Annotated in this window: 18 protein-coding genes; 15 read left to right on the top strand and 3 right to left on the bottom strand. The window is 62.6% G+C overall.

Annotated features, from left to right (window positions below):
• Nucleotides 1–220 precede the first annotated feature (220 nt).
• The 4 genes from trxB to infA all read left to right on the top strand — a co-directional run bounded on the left by trxB (nt 221) and on the right by infA (nt 2,974).
• Entirely contained in the window at nt 221–1,171 is a 951-nt protein-coding gene (gene trxB / locus IB255_RS24245) for a thioredoxin-disulfide reductase (RefSeq protein ID WP_081520473.1), read from the top strand.
• Nucleotides 1,172–1,207: 36 nt separating this feature from the next.
• Nucleotides 1,208–1,912 carry a leucyl/phenylalanyl-tRNA--protein transferase gene (aat, locus tag IB255_RS24240; protein WP_081520474.1) on the top strand — a complete coding sequence of 235 codons (705 nt, stop codon included), beginning with the start codon at nt 1,208–1,210 and terminating at the stop codon, nt 1,910–1,912.
• A gap of 31 nt (nt 1,913–1,943) precedes the next feature.
• The gene (locus IB255_RS24235; protein WP_081520475.1) at nt 1,944–2,651 is read left to right on the top strand and encodes an arginyltransferase; all 708 of its coding nucleotides are present in this window, start codon (nt 1,944–1,946) and stop codon (nt 2,649–2,651) included.
• Nucleotides 2,652–2,755: 104 nt separating this feature from the next.
• Nucleotides 2,756–2,974, top strand: coding sequence for a translation initiation factor IF-1 (gene infA / locus IB255_RS24230; RefSeq protein WP_002553999.1), 219 nt, complete (start codon nt 2,756–2,758; stop codon nt 2,972–2,974).
• 85 nt (nt 2,975–3,059) lie between these two features.
• Here infA and clpA read toward each other — a convergent pair whose 3' ends face one another.
• Both clpA and clpS read right to left on the bottom strand, forming a co-directional pair.
• Nucleotides 3,060–5,333, bottom strand: a complete 2,274-nt coding sequence (gene clpA, locus IB255_RS24225) for an ATP-dependent Clp protease ATP-binding subunit ClpA (RefSeq protein WP_081520476.1) — start codon at nt 5,331–5,333, stop codon at nt 3,060–3,062.
• 28 nt (nt 5,334–5,361) lie between these two features.
• On the bottom strand, nt 5,362–5,724 hold the full coding sequence (gene clpS / locus IB255_RS24220) for an ATP-dependent Clp protease adapter ClpS (protein WP_081520477.1): 363 nt from the start codon (nt 5,722–5,724) through the stop codon (nt 5,362–5,364).
• Between the two features lie 228 nt (nt 5,725–5,952).
• Here clpS and cspD point away from each other — a divergent pair, with 228 nt between their 5' ends.
• Nucleotides 5,953–6,228 carry a cold shock domain-containing protein CspD gene (gene cspD / locus IB255_RS24215; protein ID WP_045214920.1) on the top strand — a complete coding sequence of 92 codons (276 nt, stop codon included), beginning with the start codon at nt 5,953–5,955 and terminating at the stop codon, nt 6,226–6,228.
• A 73-nt stretch (nt 6,229–6,301) separates the two neighbouring features.
• Here cspD and icd read toward each other — a convergent pair whose 3' ends face one another.
• A complete protein-coding gene (gene icd / locus IB255_RS24210; protein ID WP_081520478.1) occupies nt 6,302–7,555 on the bottom strand; it encodes an NADP-dependent isocitrate dehydrogenase in 1,254 nt (417 codons plus the stop codon).
• A gap of 357 nt (nt 7,556–7,912) precedes the next feature.
• On the opposite strand from icd, the gene IB255_RS24205 reads away from it, so the two are divergent.
• From IB255_RS24205 to IB255_RS24160, 10 genes are all read left to right on the top strand, one after another.
• The gene (locus tag IB255_RS24205; protein WP_081520479.1) at nt 7,913–10,135 is read left to right on the top strand and encodes an NADP-dependent isocitrate dehydrogenase; all 2,223 of its coding nucleotides are present in this window, start codon (nt 7,913–7,915) and stop codon (nt 10,133–10,135) included.
• A gap of 104 nt (nt 10,136–10,239) precedes the next feature.
• Entirely contained in the window at nt 10,240–10,683 is a 444-nt protein-coding gene (locus IB255_RS24200) for an NUDIX hydrolase (protein WP_081520480.1), read from the top strand.
• Between the two features lie 83 nt (nt 10,684–10,766).
• Nucleotides 10,767–11,894: a tRNA 2-thiouridine(34) synthase MnmA gene (gene mnmA, locus IB255_RS24195; RefSeq protein ID WP_081520481.1), complete on the top strand. Its 1,128-nt coding sequence runs from the start codon at nt 10,767–10,769 to the stop codon at nt 11,892–11,894.
• Nucleotides 11,891–12,511, top strand: coding sequence for a high frequency lysogenization protein HflD (gene hflD / locus IB255_RS24190; RefSeq protein ID WP_081520482.1), 621 nt, complete (start codon nt 11,891–11,893; stop codon nt 12,509–12,511). Before mnmA ends, hflD begins: the two co-directional genes overlap by 4 nt.
• Nucleotides 12,512–12,606: 95 nt before the next feature.
• Entirely contained in the window at nt 12,607–13,977 is a 1,371-nt protein-coding gene (gene purB / locus IB255_RS24185; protein WP_081520483.1) for an adenylosuccinate lyase, read from the top strand.
• A gap of 60 nt (nt 13,978–14,037) precedes the next feature.
• A complete protein-coding gene (locus IB255_RS24180) occupies nt 14,038–15,213 on the top strand; it encodes a cupin domain-containing protein (RefSeq protein WP_081520484.1) in 1,176 nt (391 codons plus the stop codon).
• Nucleotides 15,206–15,634 (top strand): GNAT family N-acetyltransferase, encoded by a 429-nt coding sequence (locus IB255_RS24175; protein ID WP_017517103.1) that lies wholly within the window; start codon nt 15,206–15,208, stop codon nt 15,632–15,634. Before IB255_RS24180 ends, IB255_RS24175 begins: the two co-directional genes overlap by 8 nt.
• 21 nt (nt 15,635–15,655) lie before the next feature.
• Nucleotides 15,656–16,282, top strand: a complete 627-nt coding sequence (locus tag IB255_RS24170) for a histone acetyltransferase HPA2 (protein ID WP_192210958.1) — start codon at nt 15,656–15,658, stop codon at nt 16,280–16,282.
• Nucleotides 16,283–16,302: 20 nt separating this feature from the next.
• Nucleotides 16,303–17,094 (top strand): secretin N-terminal domain-containing protein, encoded by a 792-nt coding sequence (locus tag IB255_RS24165; protein ID WP_081520486.1) that lies wholly within the window; start codon nt 16,303–16,305, stop codon nt 17,092–17,094.
• A gap of 509 nt (nt 17,095–17,603) precedes the next feature.
• Nucleotides 17,604–19,199 (top strand): isocitrate lyase, encoded by a 1,596-nt coding sequence (locus IB255_RS24160; RefSeq protein WP_045214761.1) that lies wholly within the window; start codon nt 17,604–17,606, stop codon nt 19,197–19,199.
• Nucleotides 19,200–19,257: the final 58 nt, after the last annotated feature.

Genomic DNA, 19,257 nt, shown 5'->3' with positions numbered 1-19,257 from the left:
ACGCTTCTATTCCTGCGCTATACGCGCGTCCGAGAGTCGTTGGGCCGCGAAACGGGCCTATTGTACGGCTTTGGCCGGCCGATGCCAGCGAACCCGGGTGTGCCTGACTGCGCTTTTGCCGGCTTTCCGGGGTTCGGTGTAGCATAGCCCAACACCGCTTTTCGGCTGCTCAATTGGAGCATGCATTCTCTTACGTGACAAAGGCTTATGGAGTCTTTTTATGAGTGAAGTCAAGCATTCGCGCCTGATCATCCTGGGCTCCGGCCCCGCGGGCTACACCGCGGCCGTGTACGCCGCGCGCGCCAACCTCAAGCCTGTTGTCATCACCGGCATCCAGCCCGGCGGCCAGCTGACCACCACCACCGAGGTCGACAACTGGCCCGGCGACGTCGAGGGCCTGACCGGCCCGGCGCTGATGCAGCGCATGGAGCAGCACGCCAAGCGTTTCGATACCGAGATCGTCTACGACCACATCCACACCGCCGAGTTGCAGCAGAAGCCCTTCACCCTCAAGGGCGACAGCGGCACCTACACCTGCGACGCGCTGATCATCGCCACCGGCGCCTCCGCCCAGTACCTGGGCATGTCCTCGGAAGAGGCCTTCATGGGCAAGGGCGTTTCCGCCTGCGCGACCTGTGACGGCTTCTTCTACCGCAACCAGGTGGTCTGCGTGGTCGGCGGCGGCAATACCGCCGTGGAAGAGGCGCTGTACCTGTCCAACATCGCCAAGGAAGTCCACCTGATCCACCGCCGCGACAAGCTGCGCTCGGAGAAGATCCTGCAGGACAAGCTGTTCGAGAAGGCGAAGAACGGCAACGTGCGCCTGCACTGGAACACCACCCTGGACGAAGTCCTCGGCGACAACATGGGTGTGATCGGCGTCCGCCTGAAAGACGCTGAAAGCGGCGAAACCCGCCAACTGGACCTGTCCGGCGTGTTCATCGCCATCGGCCACAAGCCGAACACCGACCTATTCAAGGGCCAACTGGAGATGCACGACGGCTACCTGAAGATCAAGGGCGGTGCCGAAGGCAATGCAACCCTGACCAGCATCGACGGCGTATTCGCCGCCGGCGACGTGGCCGACCACGTCTACCGCCAGGCGATCACCTCTGCCGGCGCCGGCTGCATGGCCGCGCTGGACGCTGAAAAGTTCCTCGACGACAACTGATCGGCGCAAGGGGAGGCTCGCCCTCCCCTCCTCCCTATGCTCAAGTGGCTTTCCCGCAGCAATTTCGACTTCCCGCCCCTCGACAAGGCCCTGCATGAGCCCAACGGCCTGCTTGCGGCCGGCGGGGACCTCAACCCGCAGCGCCTGATCCAGGCCTACCGCCATGGCTGCTTCCCCTGGTACCAGGACGGCCAGCCGATCCTCTGGTGGTCACCGGACCCGCGCACCGTCCTGTTTCCCGAAGAACTGCACGTCTCCCGCAGCCTGGCCAAGTTCATTCGCCAGCAGCAGTATCAGGTCACCATCGACCAGGCCTTCGAGCAGGTCATCCACGGCTGCGCCGGCCCGCGCGATTATGCGGACGGCACCTGGATCACCACACCAATGCAGGACGCCTACTACCAGCTGCACCGCCTGGGTGTCGCCCACTCGGCAGAGGCCTGGCAAGACAATGAACTGGTCGGCGGGCTTTACGGACTGGCCATCGGCCGCCTGTTCTTCGGCGAATCCATGTTCAGCCGCGCCGACAATGCCTCCAAGGTCGCATTCGTCACTCTGGTACAGCGCCTGAAGGCCGCCGGCTTCGTGATGATCGACTGCCAGATGCCGACCCAGCACCTGCACAGTTTCGGCGCCCGCGCCATTTCCCGCCGTGAATTCGCCAGCTACCTGCGCCGTCATCTCGACGAAACACCATCGCAGGACTGGACTTCGCAGGCGGACCCGCTCAGCCTGTCTTAAACTTGCCTGAGGGACCTCGCAGGGGTTGAAGATGACCGAGCTCGCCCGCCTGAAGTTTTACGCCACGCAACCGCATCCATGCAGCTATCTGCCCGAGGAGCAGGCCACCACCCTGTTCCTCGACCCCAGCCAGCCCATGGACGCGCAGTTGTACGCCTCGCTGTCCGAGGTGGGTTTCCGGCGCAGCGGTGAGCATCTCTACCGGCCGCACTGCCAGCACTGCACCGCGTGCATCCCGGCGCGCATTCCGGCCGCCGGCTTCCAACCAAATCGCCAGCAGAAGCGCATCATCAAGCGCAACGCCGACCTGGAAGTTGTCCGCAAGCGTCCCGCCTTCACCGAGGAGTACTACGCCCTCTACATGCGCTACATCGAGCAGCGCCATGCAGACGGCGACATGTACCCACCCAGCCGCGACCAGTTCGCCACCTTCCTCGTGCGTGACCTGCCGTTCAGCTGCTTCTTCGAGTTCCGCCTCCAAGGCAGACTGCTTGCCGTCGCGGTGACTGACGTCCTGCCCAACGGACTCTCCGCGGTCTATACCTTCTACGATCCGGACGAGGAGCGCCGCAGTCTCGGCCGATTCGCCATCCTCTGGCAGGTCGCCGAGACCGAGCGCCTGAACCTGCACGCCGTCTACCTGGGCTACTGGATCAAGAATTGCCGGAAGATGAACTACAAGACCCAGTACCGCCCGATCGAGCTTTTCGTGAACCAGCGCTGGGTAGCGCTGAACTGAAGCGAAAACAGCCATTGGCGTTGTGGGGCGATTTCAGGCACAATGTGTGCCTTTTTTAATGCCCTGAAACTTCAGGCAACCATAGATACCGAGGGTTCTACTGCATGTCGAAAGAAGACAGCTTCGAAATGGAAGGCACTGTCGTCGACACCCTGCCCAACACCATGTTCCGCGTGGAGTTGGAGAACGGGCACGTCGTTACCGCGCACATCTCCGGGAAGATGCGCAAGAACTACATCCGCATCCTGACCGGCGACAAAGTTCGCGTTGAACTGACGCCCTACGACCTGTCCAAGGGTCGCATCACCTACCGCGCTCGCTGACAGACGGTAGGTGCCGGCAAAAGCCGGCACACAGAAAAACGCCCGGCATTGCCGGGCGTTTTCGTTTGGGCCTGATTAATACTCGTCAGGCCGGCTCTGCGGCGATCACTTCGAACTCGAAGGCCAGCTCGCCATCCTTCAGGTCCACATGAGCCACACCGCCGTGCTCGGCCAGCTCGCCGAACAGGATCTCCTCGGCCAGCGGCCGCTTGATCTTGTCCTGGATCAGCCGCGCCATTGGGCGAGCGCCCATCTGCGGATCGTAGCCCTTGTCGGCCAGCCAGCCGCGCGCCGAATCGCTGACCTCGATCTGCACGTGCTTGTCCTCCAGCTGCGCCTGCAGCTCGGTGAGGAACTTGTCGACGATGCTCTTGATGGTCTCGTGACTCAGACGGCCGAACTGGATGATGGTGTCCAGGCGGTTGCGGAACTCTGGCGTAAAGCTCTTCTTGATCACTTCCATCGCATCGGTGGAGTGGTCCTGCTGCGTGAAGCCGATGGAGGCCCGCGCCGCAGTTTCTGCACCAGCGTTGGTGGTCATGATCAGGATGACATTGCGGAAGTCCGCCTTGCGCCCGTTGTTGTCGGTCAGGGTGCCGTGGTCCATCACCTGCAGCAGCAGGTTGAAGACTTCCGGGTGCGCCTTCTCGATCTCATCCAGCAGCAGCACGCAGTGCGGCGTCTTGGTGATCGCTTCGGTAAGCAGGCCGCCCTGGTCGAAACCGACATAACCCGGAGGCGCGCCGATCAGACGGGACACGGTATGCCGCTCCATGTACTCGGACATGTCGAAGCGCACCAGCTCCACACCCAACGCCTTGGCCAGCTGACGAGCCACCTCGGTCTTGCCCACCCCGGTCGGACCGGAGAACAGGAAGGAGCCGACAGGCTTGTCAGGCGACTTGAGGCCGGCGCGTGACAGCTTGATGGCCGTGGAGAGCGACTCGATGGCCGCAGCCTGACCGAACACGGTCAGCTTCAGATCACGCTCAAGGTTGCGCAGCAGCTCTTTATCGGAGCTGGACACGTGCTTGGGCGGAATCCGCGCGATCTTCGCGACGATGTCCTCGACCTGCGGCACCTCGATGCGCTTCACGCGCTTCTCTTCCGGCTGCAGGCGCTGGTAGGCACCGGCCTCGTCGATCACATCGATGGCCTTGTCCGGCATGTGCCGGTCATTGATGTAGCGGGCGGCCAACTCGGCGGCGGCACGCAGCGCTTCATCGCTGTACTCGATGTGGTGGTGCTGCTCGAAGCGTGGCTTCAGGCCTTTCAGGATGCCGAAGGTGTCTTCGACGGACGGTTCGGTGACGTCGACCTTCTGGAAGCGACGAGCCAGCGCGCGATCCTTCTCGAAGATGCCGCGGAATTCCTGGAAGGTGGTCGAACCAATGCAGCGGATCTCACCGGACGACAGCAGCGGCTTCAGCAGGTTGGAAGCATCCATCACCCCGCCCGATGCCGCACCGGCACCGATGATGGTGTGGATTTCGTCGATGAACAGCACCGCATGCGGGCGCTTGCGCAGCTCGTTGAGCAGCGCCTTGAAGCGCTTCTCGAAGTCGCCGCGGTACTTGGTGCCCGCCAGCAGCGCACCCAGATCCAGGGAGTAGACGACACTGTCGGACAGCAGGTCCGGCACCTGGCCGTCGACGATGCGCTTGGCCAGGCCCTCGGCGATGGCGGTCTTGCCAACGCCAGCCTCACCCACCAGCAGCGGGTTGTTCTTGCGGCGACGAGCGAGGATCTGCGCGACGCGCTCGACTTCCGACTCACGACCGACCAGCGGGTCAATGCGACCCTGGCGCGCCAAATCGTTCAGGTTGCTGGCATAGGCATCCAGCGGATGGCTGGAAGTGGAAGACTCGCCGCCCTCCTCGTCCTGCATCTCCTGCTCGCTGTCCTGATGCTCGGCATGGCCCGGCACCTTGGAGATGCCATGGGCGATGTAGTTGACCACGTCGATCCGCGCGACGCTCTGCTGCTTGAGCAGGAACACCGCCTGGCTCTCCTGCTCGCTGAAGATGGCGACCAGTACGTTGGCGCCGGTGACTTCGCGCTTGCCGGAACTCTGCACGTGGAATACGGCACGCTGCAGGACGCGCTGGAAACCCAGGGTCGGCTGGGTTTCGCGATCCTCGTCGTGCTGGGGGATCAGCGGCGTGGTGGAATCGATGAACTCCTGCAGGTCTCGCCGCAGCTTGTCCAGATTCGCACCGCACGCCTTCAGAACCGTCGCGGCAGCCTCATTATCCAGAAGCGCCAACAGCAAGTGCTCAACGGTCATGAACTCATGCCGCTTCGCCCGCGCCTCCTTGAAGGCGAGATTGAGGGTGACTTCGAGCTCTCGATTCAACATGACTTCACCTCGCTCCCAAACATCCGCATCAACCTTCTATCTCAATTTCGCACAACAGTGGATGTTGGCTCTCCCTCGCATATTGATTGACCTGCATGGCTTTGGTTTCCGCGACATCGCGGGTAAAGGTCCCGCAGTGCGCCTTGCCCTGGGTATGCACAGTCAACATGACCTTGGTTGCCTGCTCGCGGTTCATGTTGAAGTACAGCTCGAGCACCTCAACCACGAAATCCATCGGGGTGTAATCATCGTTGAACATGATGACCCGATACATGGACGGCGCCTTCAGGGCAGGTTTGGCTTCTTCAACCGCCAGCCCCGTCCCGTCGTCTTCCATTGGATCCGGGCGGTCCTGATTGAATGTTAGTCGAATCTGGCTACTTGCATGCATGCTGGAATAAAAGCTTTGCGAGTGGGTGAATGAGTGGGCCGGCCGGAGTTTGAATCGCCTCTCAGGCCCAGACGACGCCGCCTTGACTAACGGCAAAAGGGTGTTACAACCAAAGGATACCCCCCGGAGGGTATCAGGAGTTCCGGACGCCAGTCTTCAGAAAAAGGCATAGCGGAATAGTAGTGGATGATACTCCAGCGATGGAGTCCTTTGCAGAGGGATATCAGCATGCTTAGCGGTAAGGTCAAGTGGTTCAACAACGCCAAGGGCTACGGTTTCATCCTGGCTGATGGCCGAGATGAGGACCTGTTTGCTCATTACTCGGCAATCCAGATGGATGGCTACAAGACTCTCAAGGCCGGCCAACCCGTCAGTTTCGAGATCCTGCAAGGTCCGAAGGGGTTGCACGCGGTGAACATCCAGCCCGTCAACGCCAATGCATCCACCCCGTCCGCGCAGACTGCCCCGAGCAGCGAGGTAGAGAACCTCACGGCGGAAGCCTGATTCGTCAAGGATCAGACGAAACGAAAAAGGCCGGCAGTAAGCCGGCCTTTTTCATGGGCGAAGAATCACCCGGTTACATCTTGGCGATGATCGCGTCGCCGAACTCGGAGCACGACAGCAGCTTGGCACCGTCCATCAGTCGCTCGAAGTCGTAGGTCACGGTCTTTGCGGCGATGGCGCCGTTCACACCGTCGATGATCAGGTCGGCCGCTTCCGGCCAGCCCATGTGGCGCAGCATCATCTCGGCGGAGAGGATCACCGAACCCGGATTGACCTTGTCCAGGCCGGCGTACTTGGGGGCAGTACCATGGGTTGCCTCGAACATGGCCACCGAGTCGGACAGGTTGGCACCCGGCGCAATGCCGATACCACCCACCTCCGCCGCCAGGGCGTCGGACAGGTAGTCGCCATTCAGGTTGAGGGTGGCGATCACGTCGTACTCGGCCGGACGCAGCAGGATCTGCTGCAGCATCGCGTCGGCGATCACGTCCTTCACCACGATATTCTTGCCGGTAGTCGGGTTCTTGAACTGCATCCACGGGCCGCCATCGAGCAGCTGCGCACCGAACTCGTCACGGGCAAGCTCATAGCCCCAGTCCTTGAACGCACCCTCGGTGAATTTCATGATGTTGCCTTTATGGACGATGGTGACCGAGCTGCGGTCATTGTCCACGGCGTACTGCAGGGCCTTGCGCACCAGGCGCTTGGTGCCCTCCCGGGAAACCGGCTTGATGCCGATGCCGCAATCGTCGGTGAAGCGGATCTTCTTGACGCCCATTTCCTCGGTGAGGAACTTGATGACCTTCTGGGCTTCGGGAGTACCGGCCTTCCACTCGACGCCGGCATAGATGTCTTCGGAGTTCTCGCGGAAGATCACCATATCCACGTCACCGGGCTTCTTCACCGGGCTCGGCACACCTTCGAACCAGCGCACCGGGCGCAGGCAGACATAAAGGTCGAGCTGCTGGCGCAGCGCCACGTTCAGCGAGCGAATGCCGCCGCCCACCGGAGTGGTCAGCGGGCCCTTGATCGATACGACGTAGTCGCGAACGGCATCCAGGGTTTCCTGGGGCAGCCAGGTATCCTGGTCGTAGACCTGAGTGGCTTTCTCGCCGGCATAGACTTCCATCCACGCGATCTTGCGGTCGCCTTTGTAGGCTTTCTCGACGGCAGCGTCGACGACCTTGATCATGACCGGGCTGATATCGACGCCAATGCCATCACCCTCGATAAAGGGGATGATCGGGTTCTTCGGTACATTCAAGGACATATCGGCGTTGACGGTGATTTTGTCACCGGCCGGCACCTGGATCTTTTGGTATCCCATGCTGAACTCCGCTTTTTGATTGAAACCCTCTTGCAGCCACTGAGGGTAGCTCACAAGTCGGTAATCGAACTACATCATTCCTTAGTCTAAAAAAGGGACACGCTTCACCCTGCCTTTAGGGTGGTATACTGGCCGGCATGACTTAATGGTCATCGAGGTCCGAGCAGTCTGGGACCAGACTCTCTCCTCGCAGCGGCGCACGTCCTCACCAGGATCCCGCCGTACAACGCTCTACTGGCGCCCCAATATCCCCGCGGCAAATCTCGAAGGTCGGTCAACCACTTCGCTGACCGCAAGCGTGTACCAACGCGATTCGAGACTCTGTGCGCGCCCAGCAAAGAAGAGAGTTAGAACGAGATGTCCATCCGCTCGAAGATCACCTACACCTTCACCGACGAAGCACCCGCCCTTGCCACCTATTCGCTTCTTCCTATCGTAAAAGCCTTTGCCGCCTCCGCCGGCATCGACGTCGAGACCCGCGACATCTCTCTTTCGGGCCGTATCCTGGCCTCCTTCGCTGACCAGCTCGGCGACAAGGCGATCGAAGACGATCTGGCCTACCTGGCCGTACTGGCCACCGACGCCAAAGCCAACATCATCAAGCTGCCGAACATCTCCGCTTCGGTACCGCAGCTCAAGGGCGCCATCGCCGAGCTGCAGAAGCTGGGCTACGCCGTTCCGGACTTCCCGGAAGATCCGCAGACCGACGCCGAGAAAGACACCCGCGCCCGCTACGCCAAGGTCCTGGGCAGCGCCGTGAACCCGGTCCTGCGTGAAGGCAACTCCGACCGCCGCGCCCCGGCTGCCGTGAAAGCCTACGCCCGCAAGCACCCGCACAGCATGGGCAAGTGGAGCATGGCTTCGCGCTCCCACGCCGACTACATGCGTGGCGGCGACTTCTTCTCCAGCGAGCAGTCGGTCACCATTCCGAAGGCCGGTGAAGTCCGCATCGAGTTCGTCGGCAAGGACGGCAAGGTCGAGACCAAGAAGACCCTGAAGATGCAGGACGGCGAAGTCCTCGACAGCATGTTCATGAGCTGCAGCAAACTGCGCGCCTTCTTCGAGAAGACCCTGCAGGACTGCAAGGAAACCGGCGTCATGTGGTCCCTGCACGTCAAGGCCACCATGATGAAGATCTCCCACCCGATCGTCTTCGGCCACGCCGTCACCGTCTACTACAAGGACGTGTTCGAGAAGTACGGCCAGCTGTTCGAAGAGCTGGGCGTGAACCCGAACAACGGCATCTCCAGCGTCTATGACAAGATCAAGTCGCTGCCGGCCTCGCAGCAGGAAGAAATCCTGCACGACATCCACGAGGTGTACAGCCACCGCCCGGAAATGGCGATGGTCGACTCGGTCAAGGGCATCACCAACCTGCACATCCCCAGCGACGTGATCGTCGACGCCTCCATGCCGGCCATGATCCGCAACTCGGGTCAGATGTGGGGCAAGGACGGCAAGCAGAAAGACACCAAAGCGGTAATGCCGGAAAGCACCTACGCCCGCATCTACCAGGAAATGATCAACTTCTGCAAAACCAACGGCGCGTTCGACCCGACCACCATGGGCAGCGTACCGAACGTCGGCCTGATGGCGCAGAAAGCCGAGGAATACGGCTCCCACGACAAGACCTTCGAACTGGAAGCTGACGGCGTGATGCGCGTTGTCGACGCCGACGGCAAGGTCCTGATGCAGCACGAAGTTCAAGCCGGTGACATCTGGCGCGCCTGCCAGACCAAGGACGCCCCGATCCGTGACTGGGTCAAGCTGGCCGTTACCCGCGCCCGCGCTTCCAACACCCCGGCCATCTTCTGGCTGGACCCGGAGCGCGCCCACGACAACGAGCTGCGCAAGAAGGTCGAGCTGTACCTGAAGGACCACGACCTGACCGGTCTGGACATCAGCGTCAAAGGCTACAACGAAGCCATCCGTACCAGCATGGAGCGTCAGCTGCGCGGCCTGGACACCATCTCGGTGACCGGCAACGTCCTGCGCGACTACCTGACCGACCTGTTCCCGATCATGGAACTGGGCACCTCGGCCAAGATGCTCTCCATCGTTCCGCTGATGGCGGGCGGCGGCATGTACGAAACCGGCGCCGGCGGCTCGGCTCCGAAACACGTACAGCAGCTGGTGGAAGAGAACTACCTGCGCTGGGATTCCCTGGGCGAGTTCCTGGCTCTGGCCGTCTCCTTCGAAGAAGAAGGCATCAAGACCGACAACGCCAAGGCCAAGGTACTGGGCAAGACCCTGGACATCGCCACCGGCAAGCTGCTCGACAACAACAAGTCGCCGTCGCGCAAGATCGGTGAGATCGACAACCGCGGCAGCCACTTCTACCTGGCCATGTACTGGGCCCAGGCCCTGGCCGAGCAGAACGACGACGCCGAGCTGAAGGCTCACTTCGCCGGCCTGGCCAAGACCCTGACCGAGAAGGAAGCGGCCATCGTCGCCGAACTCAACGGCGTACAGGGCAAGCCGGCGGAAATCGGTGGTTACTACCGTTCCGACGCGGAGCTGACCAGCAAGGTCATGCGCCCGAGCGCGACCTTCAACGCCGCGATCGACGCACTGGCGTAAGCCTTTTCGCGTGATACCAGAACCCCCGGGCCTTCCCGGGGGTTCTGCTTTCTGCACCCCGCCACGTTAAACTCGCGCCTTTTCGCCCCAACGAGATCGTTACCATGCGCTGGCTAGCACACGTCACCGTCGCCACCATCGTCGAAGACCAGGGCCGCTTCCTGCTCGTGGAGGAAATGTCCGCTGACAAAAAGCAGGTCTTCAATCAGCCCGCCGGCCACCTGGAAGCCAACGAGACCCTGCTCGAGGCCGCCGTGCGCGAAACCCTCGAGGAAACCGGCTGGGACGTGGAGCTGACCGCCGTCACCGGCATCTACCTGTACACCGCGCCGAGCAACGGCGTGACCTACCAGCGCGTCTGTTTCGCCGCGCGCCCCCAGCGCCATCATCCCGAGCGCGAGCTCGACGACGGCATCCTCGGCGCCCGCTGGATGACCCGCGAAGAGCTGGCCGCACAACCCGATCGCTGGCGCAGTCATCTGGTGCTGCGCTGCATCGACGATTACCTCGAAGGCGAGCGCTTCCCGCTGGCCCTGATCCGCGACTGAGCCAACCTCAAGCCGGCAGCCGAGCCTCTGGCGCTCGGCTCTGGTAGAATCGCCCTCTTTACCTGCGTTCGTGACCCGCTGCCATGTCTAGCTCACCCAAAGCCCCCCAGAACACCCGCGTCATCGTCGGCATGTCCGGCGGCGTGGATTCCTCCGTCTCCGCCCTCCTCCTCAAGGAGCAGGGTTATCAGGTGGAAGGACTGTTCATGAAGAACTGGGAAGAAGACGACGGCACCGAGTACTGCACCGCCATGACCGACCTCGCCGACGCCCAGGCCGTCTGCGACCGTATTGGCATCAAGCTGCACACCGCCAACTTTGCCGCAGAGTACTGGGACAACGTCTTCGAGCATTTCCTCGAGGAATACAAGGCCGGCCGCACGCCGAACCCGGACATCCTCTGCAACCGCGAAATCAAGTTCAAAGCCTTCCTCGACTACGCCGTCGCCCTGGGCGCCGACCTGATCGCCACCGGGCACTACGTGCGCCGCCGCGACATCGACGGCCGCAGCGAGCTGCTCAAGGGCCTGGACCCGAACAAGGACCAGAGCTACTTCCTGCACGCCGTGGGCGGCGAGCAGATCGGCAAGACCCTGTTCCCGGTCGGCGAACTGGAAAAGCCCGAGGTTCGTGCCATCGCCGAGAAATACGGCCTGGCCACCGCAAAGAAGAAGGACTCCACCGGCATCTGCTTCATCGGCGAACGTCGTTTCAGCGACTTCCTCAAGCAGTACCTGCCAGCCCAGCCGGGCAATATCGAGACCACCGACGGCACGGTCATCGGCAAGCACGTCGGCCTGATGTACCACACCATCGGCCAGCGCCAGGGTCTCGGCATCGGCGGCCTGAAGAATGCCGACGACAGCCCCTGGTACGTGCTGGAGAAGGACCTGGTGCGCAACGTCCTGGTCGTCGGCCAGGGCAACGACCATCCATGGCTGTTTTCCCGAGCCCTGCACGCCTCGCACATCTATTGGGTCAACCCCATCGACCTGGACCAGCCCAAGGCCCTGCGCGCCAAGGTGCGCTACCGCCAGGCCGACCAGGACTGCGTGCTGGAACGTAACGAGAACGGCTACCGCGCCGTCTTCGACGAGCCGCAGCGCGCCGTCACCCCAGGCCAATCCGTCGTCTTCTATGACGGCGAAGTCTGCCTCGGTGGCGGCGTCATCGAATCCGCTGAACCCGCGTTCGCTAAGGACAGTAAATGAGCGATCTGCACGACCAGATCATCGCCCTCTCCGGCGTCTTCGAAGCCGCCTCGCTGGTAGACCGCCTCGCCCGCACCGGGCAGATCCCCGAGGCGCCGCTGGGCTGCATGCTCGGCAGCCTGCTGGTGCGCGACCCGAAGACCACCCTCGACGTCTACGGCGGCGACACCGCCAACCTGCGCGAGGGCTTCCGCGCCCTGGTCAGCGCCCTCGAGCGCGACCCCAACAGCCTGCAGCGCGAGCCGCTGCGCTACGCCCTGTCGCTGATCGGCCTGGAACGCCAGCTCAACAAGCGTCCCGACATGCTCGACATCATGGGCACCCGCCTGGACCAGGTTCAGCAGCAGGTGCAGCACTTCGGCCTGGTCCACGAGAACGTCATCGCTTCCTGCGCCGGCCTCTACCAGGACACTCTGAGCACTTTCCGCCAGCGCATCCAGGTGCACGGTGACATGCGCCACCTGCAGATCAACGCCAACGCCGCGCGTATCCGCGCCCTGCTGCTGGCCGGCATCCGCTCCGCGCGCCTGTGGCGACAGCTCGGCGGCAACCGCTGGCAGATGCTCTTCAGCCGGAAGAAAATGCTGAACGAACTGCGCCCCCTGCTGCGCGGCTGAAACACGTCCTTCCGGTCGTCGCAAGGGCGACCGGTTCGCGCCATTCATGTATGATGTGCGCCCTTTTCGTTGACCGACAGCTACGAGAACGCCCCATGCAGCTTTCCTCCCTTACCGCGGTATCCCCCGTTGACGGCCGTTACGGCAGCAAGACCAGCGCCCTGCGTCCGATTTTCAGCGAATACGGCCTGATCCGTTTCCGCGTCCTGGTGGAGGTTCGCTGGCTCCAGCGTCTCGCCGCCCACGCCGGCGTCCCTGAAGTCGCGCCCTTCTCCGCCGAAGCCAACGCCCTGCTGAACCAGCTGGCCGACGACTTCCAGCTGGAGCACGCGCAGCGCATCAAGGACATCGAGCGCACCACCAACCACGACGTCAAGGCCGTGGAGTACCTGCTCAAGGAACAAGCCGCCAAGCTGCCGGAACTGGCCAAGGTCAGCGAGTTCATCCACTTCGCCTGCACCTCCGAGGACATCAACAACCTGTCCCACGCCCTGATGCTGCGCGAAGGCCGTGACACCGTACTGCTGCCGCTGATGCGCCAGATCGCCGACTCCATCCGCGAGCTCGCGGTGAAGTTCGCCGACGTGCCGATGCTCTCGCGCACCCACGGCCAGCCGGCCTCCCCGACCACCCTGGGCAAAGAACTGGCCAACGTCGTCTACCGCCTGGAGCGCCAGATCAAGCAGGTCGCTTCGGTCGAGCTGCTGGGCAAGATCAACGGCGCGGTGGGCAACTACAACGCCCACCTGTCGGCCTACCCGCAGGTTGACTGGGAAGCCAACGCCCGCGAATTCATCGAAGGCGACCTCGGCCTGAACTGGAACCCCTACACCACCCAGATCGAGCCGCACGACTACATCGCCGAGCTGTTCGACGCCGTAGCGCGCTTCAACACCATCCTCATCGACTTCGACCGCGACATCTGGGGCTACATCTCCCTGGGCTACTTCAAGCAGAAGACCGTCGCCGGGGAAATCGGCTCCTCGACCATGCCGCACAAGGTCAACCCGATCGACTTCGAGAACTCCGAAGGCAACCTGGGTATCGCCAACGCCCTGCTCCAGCACCTGGCCAGCAAACTGCCGATCTCCCGCTGGCAGCGCGACCTGACCGACTCCACCGTGCTGCGCAACCTGGGCGTCGGTTTTGCCCACAGCGTCATCGCCTACGAAGCCAGCCTGAAAGGCATCGGCAAGCTGGAGCTGAACGCCGCACGCATCGCCGATGACCTGGACGCCTGCTGGGAAGTCCTGGCCGAGCCGGTACAGACCGTCATGCGCCGCTACGGCATCGAGAACCCCTACGAGAAGCTCAAGGAGCTGACCCGCGGCAAAGGCATCAGCGCCGAAGCCCTGCAGGTGTTCATCGAAGGCCTCGACATGCCGACAGAAGCCAAGGCCGAGCTGAAGAAACTGACCCCCGCGAACTACATCGGTAACGCTGTCGCCCAGGCCAAGCGCATCTGAGATTCGCCCTGACTTTGCACGCCCGGCTGTGCCGGGCGTTTTTGTTTCAAGGACTTAACCATGAATCCTGCTATTCCTCTTCAGCTTTTGGGCGGCATCAGCGCCGAAGAATTCCTCCGCGACTACTGGCAGAAAAAGCCCCTGCTGGTGCGCCAGGCCATCCCCGATTTCAAGAGCCCGCTGGACCCTGATGAACTGGCCGGCCTCGCCCTGGAAGAGATGATCGAATCGCGCATCGTCCTCGAACACGGCGACAGCCCGTGGGAGCTGCGCCGCGGCCCGTTCCAGGAAGACACCTTCAGCCAGATGCCCGAGCGCGACTGGACCCTGCTGGTGCAGGCCGTCGACCAGTTCATCCCGGAAGTCGCCGAGCTGCTGGAACACTTCAAGTTCCTGCCCAGCTGGCGCATCGATGACGTGATGATCAGCTACGCCGCACCGGGCGGCGGCGTTGGCCCGCACTTCGACAACTACGACGTATTCCTGCTGCAGGGCCACGGTCGCCGTCGCTGGAAAGTCGGCCAGACCTGCGACGCCAGCAGCCCGATGCTGCCCCACGCCGACCTGCGCATCCTCGCCGAATTCGAAGAAAGCGCCGACTGGGTGCTGGAACCCGGCGACATGCTCTACCTGCCGCCGCGCGTGGCTCACTACGGCATCGCCGAAGACGACTGCATGACCTACTCGGTCGGTTTCCGCGCACCCAGCGCCGCCGAAGTACTGACCCACTTCACTGACTTCCTCGCCCAGTTCCTCTCCGACGAGGAGCGCTACAGCGACGCCGGCATGGCGGCGATGAAAGGCGACTTCGACCAGCACCAGATCCAGCGCGACGCCCTCGATCGCCTGAAGAACCTGCTGCAGGAGCACATGAGCGACGAACGCCTGTTGCTCACCTGGTTCGGCCAGTTCATGACCGAGCCGCGCTACCCGGAACTGGTGGCCGGCGAGGAGATCGAGGAAGACGACCTGACCGCCGCCATCGAAGACGGCGAAGTGCTGATCCGCAACCCCAGCGCCCGCATGGCCTGGAGCGAAGTGGACGTCGGCCTGCTGCTGTTCGCCAGCGGCCAGACCGTGGTCCTGCCGGAAAAACTGCGCGACCTGCTCAAGCTGGTGTGCTCGGCCCAGTCGCTGCACGAAGGGAATCTCGGCCAATGGCTGGCCGACGACGATGGGCGTAAGCTCATCGGAGAACTGATCAAACAGGGCAGTCTGGAGTTTGCCGATGAGTAGCAAGATCAGGGTTCGCGTCGCGGACTGGCAGAAGGATAATGCCGATCTGCGGCGCATTCGCGAGGCGGTGTTCATCGCCGAGCAATCGGTCCCGCCGGAACTCGAATGGGACGCCGAGGATGTCGAAGCCGTGCACTTCCTGGCCTTCGAAGGCGACTACGCCATCGGCACCGCCCGCCTCCTGCCGGACGGGCACATCGGCCGGGTGTCGGTCCTCAAGGACTGGCGCGGCCTGAAGGTCGGCGACCTGCTGATGCGCGCCGCCATCGAGCAGGCGGAAAGCCAGGGCCTGCAGCGCCAGCTGCTGACGGCGCAGGTCTACGCCATTCCCTTCTACGAACGGCTAGGCTTCCAGGTGGCCAGCGGCGAATTCCTCGACGCCGGCCTCCCCCACGTGGACATGGTGCGCGAGAGCGCCTGAGCAACGAATCAAAGGAGCGACATGGAAAACGCCCCGGACCAAGACGACCTCCCGGTAGAACTGCCGGACATCGAGTTTCAGTCACCGGGGCGTTTTGCCGTCCACAACCCGCCCAGCGAAGCGCTGACGCCCGAAGCCCTTGAGCCGGCGCCTTTTCGCCTCGGCGAGGGCGACCAGCTGCACCGCTTCAGCAAGCCGGATGACGCCCGCGCCCATGCGCTGGCGCTGATCCAGCAGGCGCGCCGCACCCTCTACCTCTACACCCCAGACCTGGAGCCCTGGCTGTACCACCACAGCAGCATCCAGGAAGCCTGCACACAGTTGCTGCTGCGCAATCCGCGCAATCGCCTGATGATCCTGGTGCGCGACAGCACCCGGGCCGTGAAGGAAGGCCATCGCCTGCTCAATCTCAGCCGGCGGCTGTCGAGCTACTGCCAGATCCGCCGGATCAATCCCGACTACCCGAGCGAAGAGCATGCCTTTCTCCTCGCCGACGATTGCGGCCTGCTGCTGCGCCCGGAGCCGGGCGAGTACGCCGGTTACGCGCACTACAACAACGCTGGCCGCGTCCGCCAACTGATCGCGCAATTCGAACAGACCTGGAACACCAGCGTTCTCGACCCGAACCTGCGGAGTTTCCTGATTTGAGCCGACACCCTCTCGCCCTGATGCTCGCCTGCGCGATCAGCCTCACCGCTACCGCAGCGCCGCGTACCGAGATCATCCCGCTCAACTATCGCACCGCCGAAGACGTGCTGCCGGTGGCGCAGCAGGTGCTGGGCAACGAAGGCCGGGTCACCGCCTACGGCAACCAGTTGGTAGTCAACGCCGAACTGGCGAAGATCCGCGAACTACAGCAGGTGCTCGAACAACTGGATACGCGCCCACATCAGCTACTGATCAGCATCGATACACTCGATGGCAGCCAGGGCAGCCAGAGCGGCTACTCGGTGAATGGCTCGGTGAGCGCCGGCAATGTGGAAATCCAGGCGGGTCGCGGCGAAGTCAACGGCCGCGACCAGGTGCGCATCATCAATCGATCCACCAACAGTCGCGGAGGCGGCACCCAGCAGGTGCGCACCACCGAGGGCTCGCCCGCTTTCATCCAGGTGGGCCAGAGCCAGCCGGTGACCAACGCCGGCATCGGCCCCTACGGCCAGGTCTACAGCCAGACCGAATACCGCGACGCCAACCAGGGCATGTACGTGACCGCCAGCCTCACCGGCAACCTGGTGCACATCACCCTGAGTACCCGCAACGACCGCTTCAACGGCAATTACCAGGGTTCGATGAACACCAGTTCGGCCGATACCAGCGTCAGCGGCCCCATCGGCCAGTGGATCGAGGTCGGCGGCGTCAGCCAGACCAACCAGAGCACGCAGAGCGGCTACACCCGCCAATACAGCACCCAGGGGCGCAGCGACAGCAGCCTGCGGGTGAAGGTCGAAGTGCTCGACTAATCCTTCCGTAGGTGACCTGGCAGTCCTCGTTAGACCTTCGTGTAGTAGCCCAAAAAAAACACTACAAAACGTTTGACGAACGCTCGTTTGAAAGTGCATGATGGCTTCGCTCCCGCTAACCAGAGGGTCTCAAAGCCCTCCGGACCGAGCCTGTGGCCCACCCGCCGCGCTGGTCCGTGTTGTTAAGCCCACAAGGCGGATCGACGAGGTTGCGACTGGCAAGAGGTTGTCCTGAGGGACGGGGAAGCAAGCCTTAGCAACAGTACGAAGTGACGGATTCAGCCGTCCACCATCGCCCAACGGCTGCCACGAGCCGGCAAGCGATTCTGGATGTCACCGCTGCAGTCACCCGTCTGTACGCCGCTCTACCCCACTCCTCCAGCGTCATTCCTTCTTTCGGTCGCACCTTCGCCATCCCGCGGCGAGCAACCCGCAGTCAATTCCGTGTAGATACGGGTTTGAGTGGGTAAGTCGGTGCTCAACCACACACATACTTTGAAGGATTGACCATGTCCGCTTATCAAAACGACATCAAGGCCGTTGCCGCTCTGAAAGAGAAAACCGGTAATAGCTGGAGCGCTATCAACCCCGAGTCGGTTGCCCGCATGCGCGCTCAGAACCGCTTCAAGACTGGTCTGGACATCGCCAAGTACACTGCGGCCATCATGCGCAAGGACATGGCCGAGTATGACGCCGACACCTCCGTCTACACCCAGTCCCTGGGCTGCTGGCATGGCTTCATCGGTCAGCAGAAGCTGATCTCGATCAAGAAGCACCTGAAGACCACCAACAAGCGCTACCTCTACCTGTCCGGCTGGATGGTTGCCGCGCTGCGTTCCGACTTCGGCCCGCTGCCCGACCAGTCCATGCACGAGAAAACCGCCGTTTCCGGCCTGATCGAAGAGCTGTACACCTTCCTGCGCCAGGCTGACGCCCGCGAACTGGACCTGCTCTTCACCGCTCTGGACAGCGCTCGCGCTGCCGGCGACAAGGTCAAGCAGGACGAAATCCAGGCTCAGATCGACGGCTACGAAACCCACGTAGTACCGATCATCGCCGACATCGACGCCGGCTTCGGTAACCCGGAAGCGACCTACCTGCTGGCCAAGAAAATGATCGAAGCCGGTGCCTGCTGCATCCAGATCGAGAACCAGGTTTCCGACGAGAAGCAGTGCGGCCACCAGGACGGCAAAGTGACCGTTCCGCACGAAGACTTCCTCGCCAAGATCAATGCCGTTCGCTACGCGTTCCTCGAACTGGGTGTTGACGACGGCGTGATCGTTGCCCGTACCGACTCCCTGGGCGCCGGCCTGACCAAGCAGATCGCCGTGACCAAAGAGCCGGGCGACCTGGGCGACCAGTACAACTCCTTCCTGGACTGCGAAGAAGTTTCCGCTGCCGAGCTGCAGAACGGCGACGTGGTGATCAACCGCGGCGGCAAGCTGCTGCGCCCCAAGCGCCTGGCTTCCAACCTGTTCCAGTTCCGCAAGGGCACCGGCGAAGACCGCTGCGTCCTGGACTGCATCACCTCGCTGCAGAACGGCGCCGACCTGCTGTGGATCGAAACCGAGAAGCCGCACGTTGGCCAGATCAAGGGCATGGTTGACCGCATTCGTCAGGTCATCCCGAACGCCAAGCTGGTTTACAACAACAGCCCGTCGTTCAACTGGACTCTGAACTTCCGCCAGCAGGTGTTCGATGCGTTCGTCGCCGAAGGCAAGGACGTTTCCGCCTACGACCGCGCCAAGCTGATGAGCGTCGAGTACGACGAGACCGAACTTGCCCAGGTTGCTGACGAGAAGATCCGCACCTTCCAGCGTGACGGTTCCGCCCACGCCGGCATCTTCCACCACCTGATCACCCTGCCGACCTACCACACCGCCGCGCTGTCCACCGACAACCTGGCCAAGGGCTACTTCGCCGACCAGGGCATGCTGGCCTACGTGAAGGGTGTTCAGCGTCAGGAACTGCGTCAGGGCATCGCCTGCGTCAAGCACCAGAACATGGCCGGCTCGGACATCGGCGACAACCACAAAGAGTACTTCGCTGGCGAAGCCGCTCTGAAAGCCTCGGGCAAAGACAACACCATGAACCAGTTCCACTAAGAACTGGCTCAACCAGCCCCTCGGGGCTGGGAGGCTCCGCAAGACCCCGGCCCCGGCC

The sequence above is a fragment of the Pseudomonas sp. PDM22 genome (assembly GCF_014851965.1).
Classification (GTDB): domain Bacteria; phylum Pseudomonadota; class Gammaproteobacteria; order Pseudomonadales; family Pseudomonadaceae; genus Pseudomonas.
The sequence above is the reverse complement of the archived record's forward strand: the minus strand, read 5'-3'. Positions and strand labels throughout refer to the sequence as shown.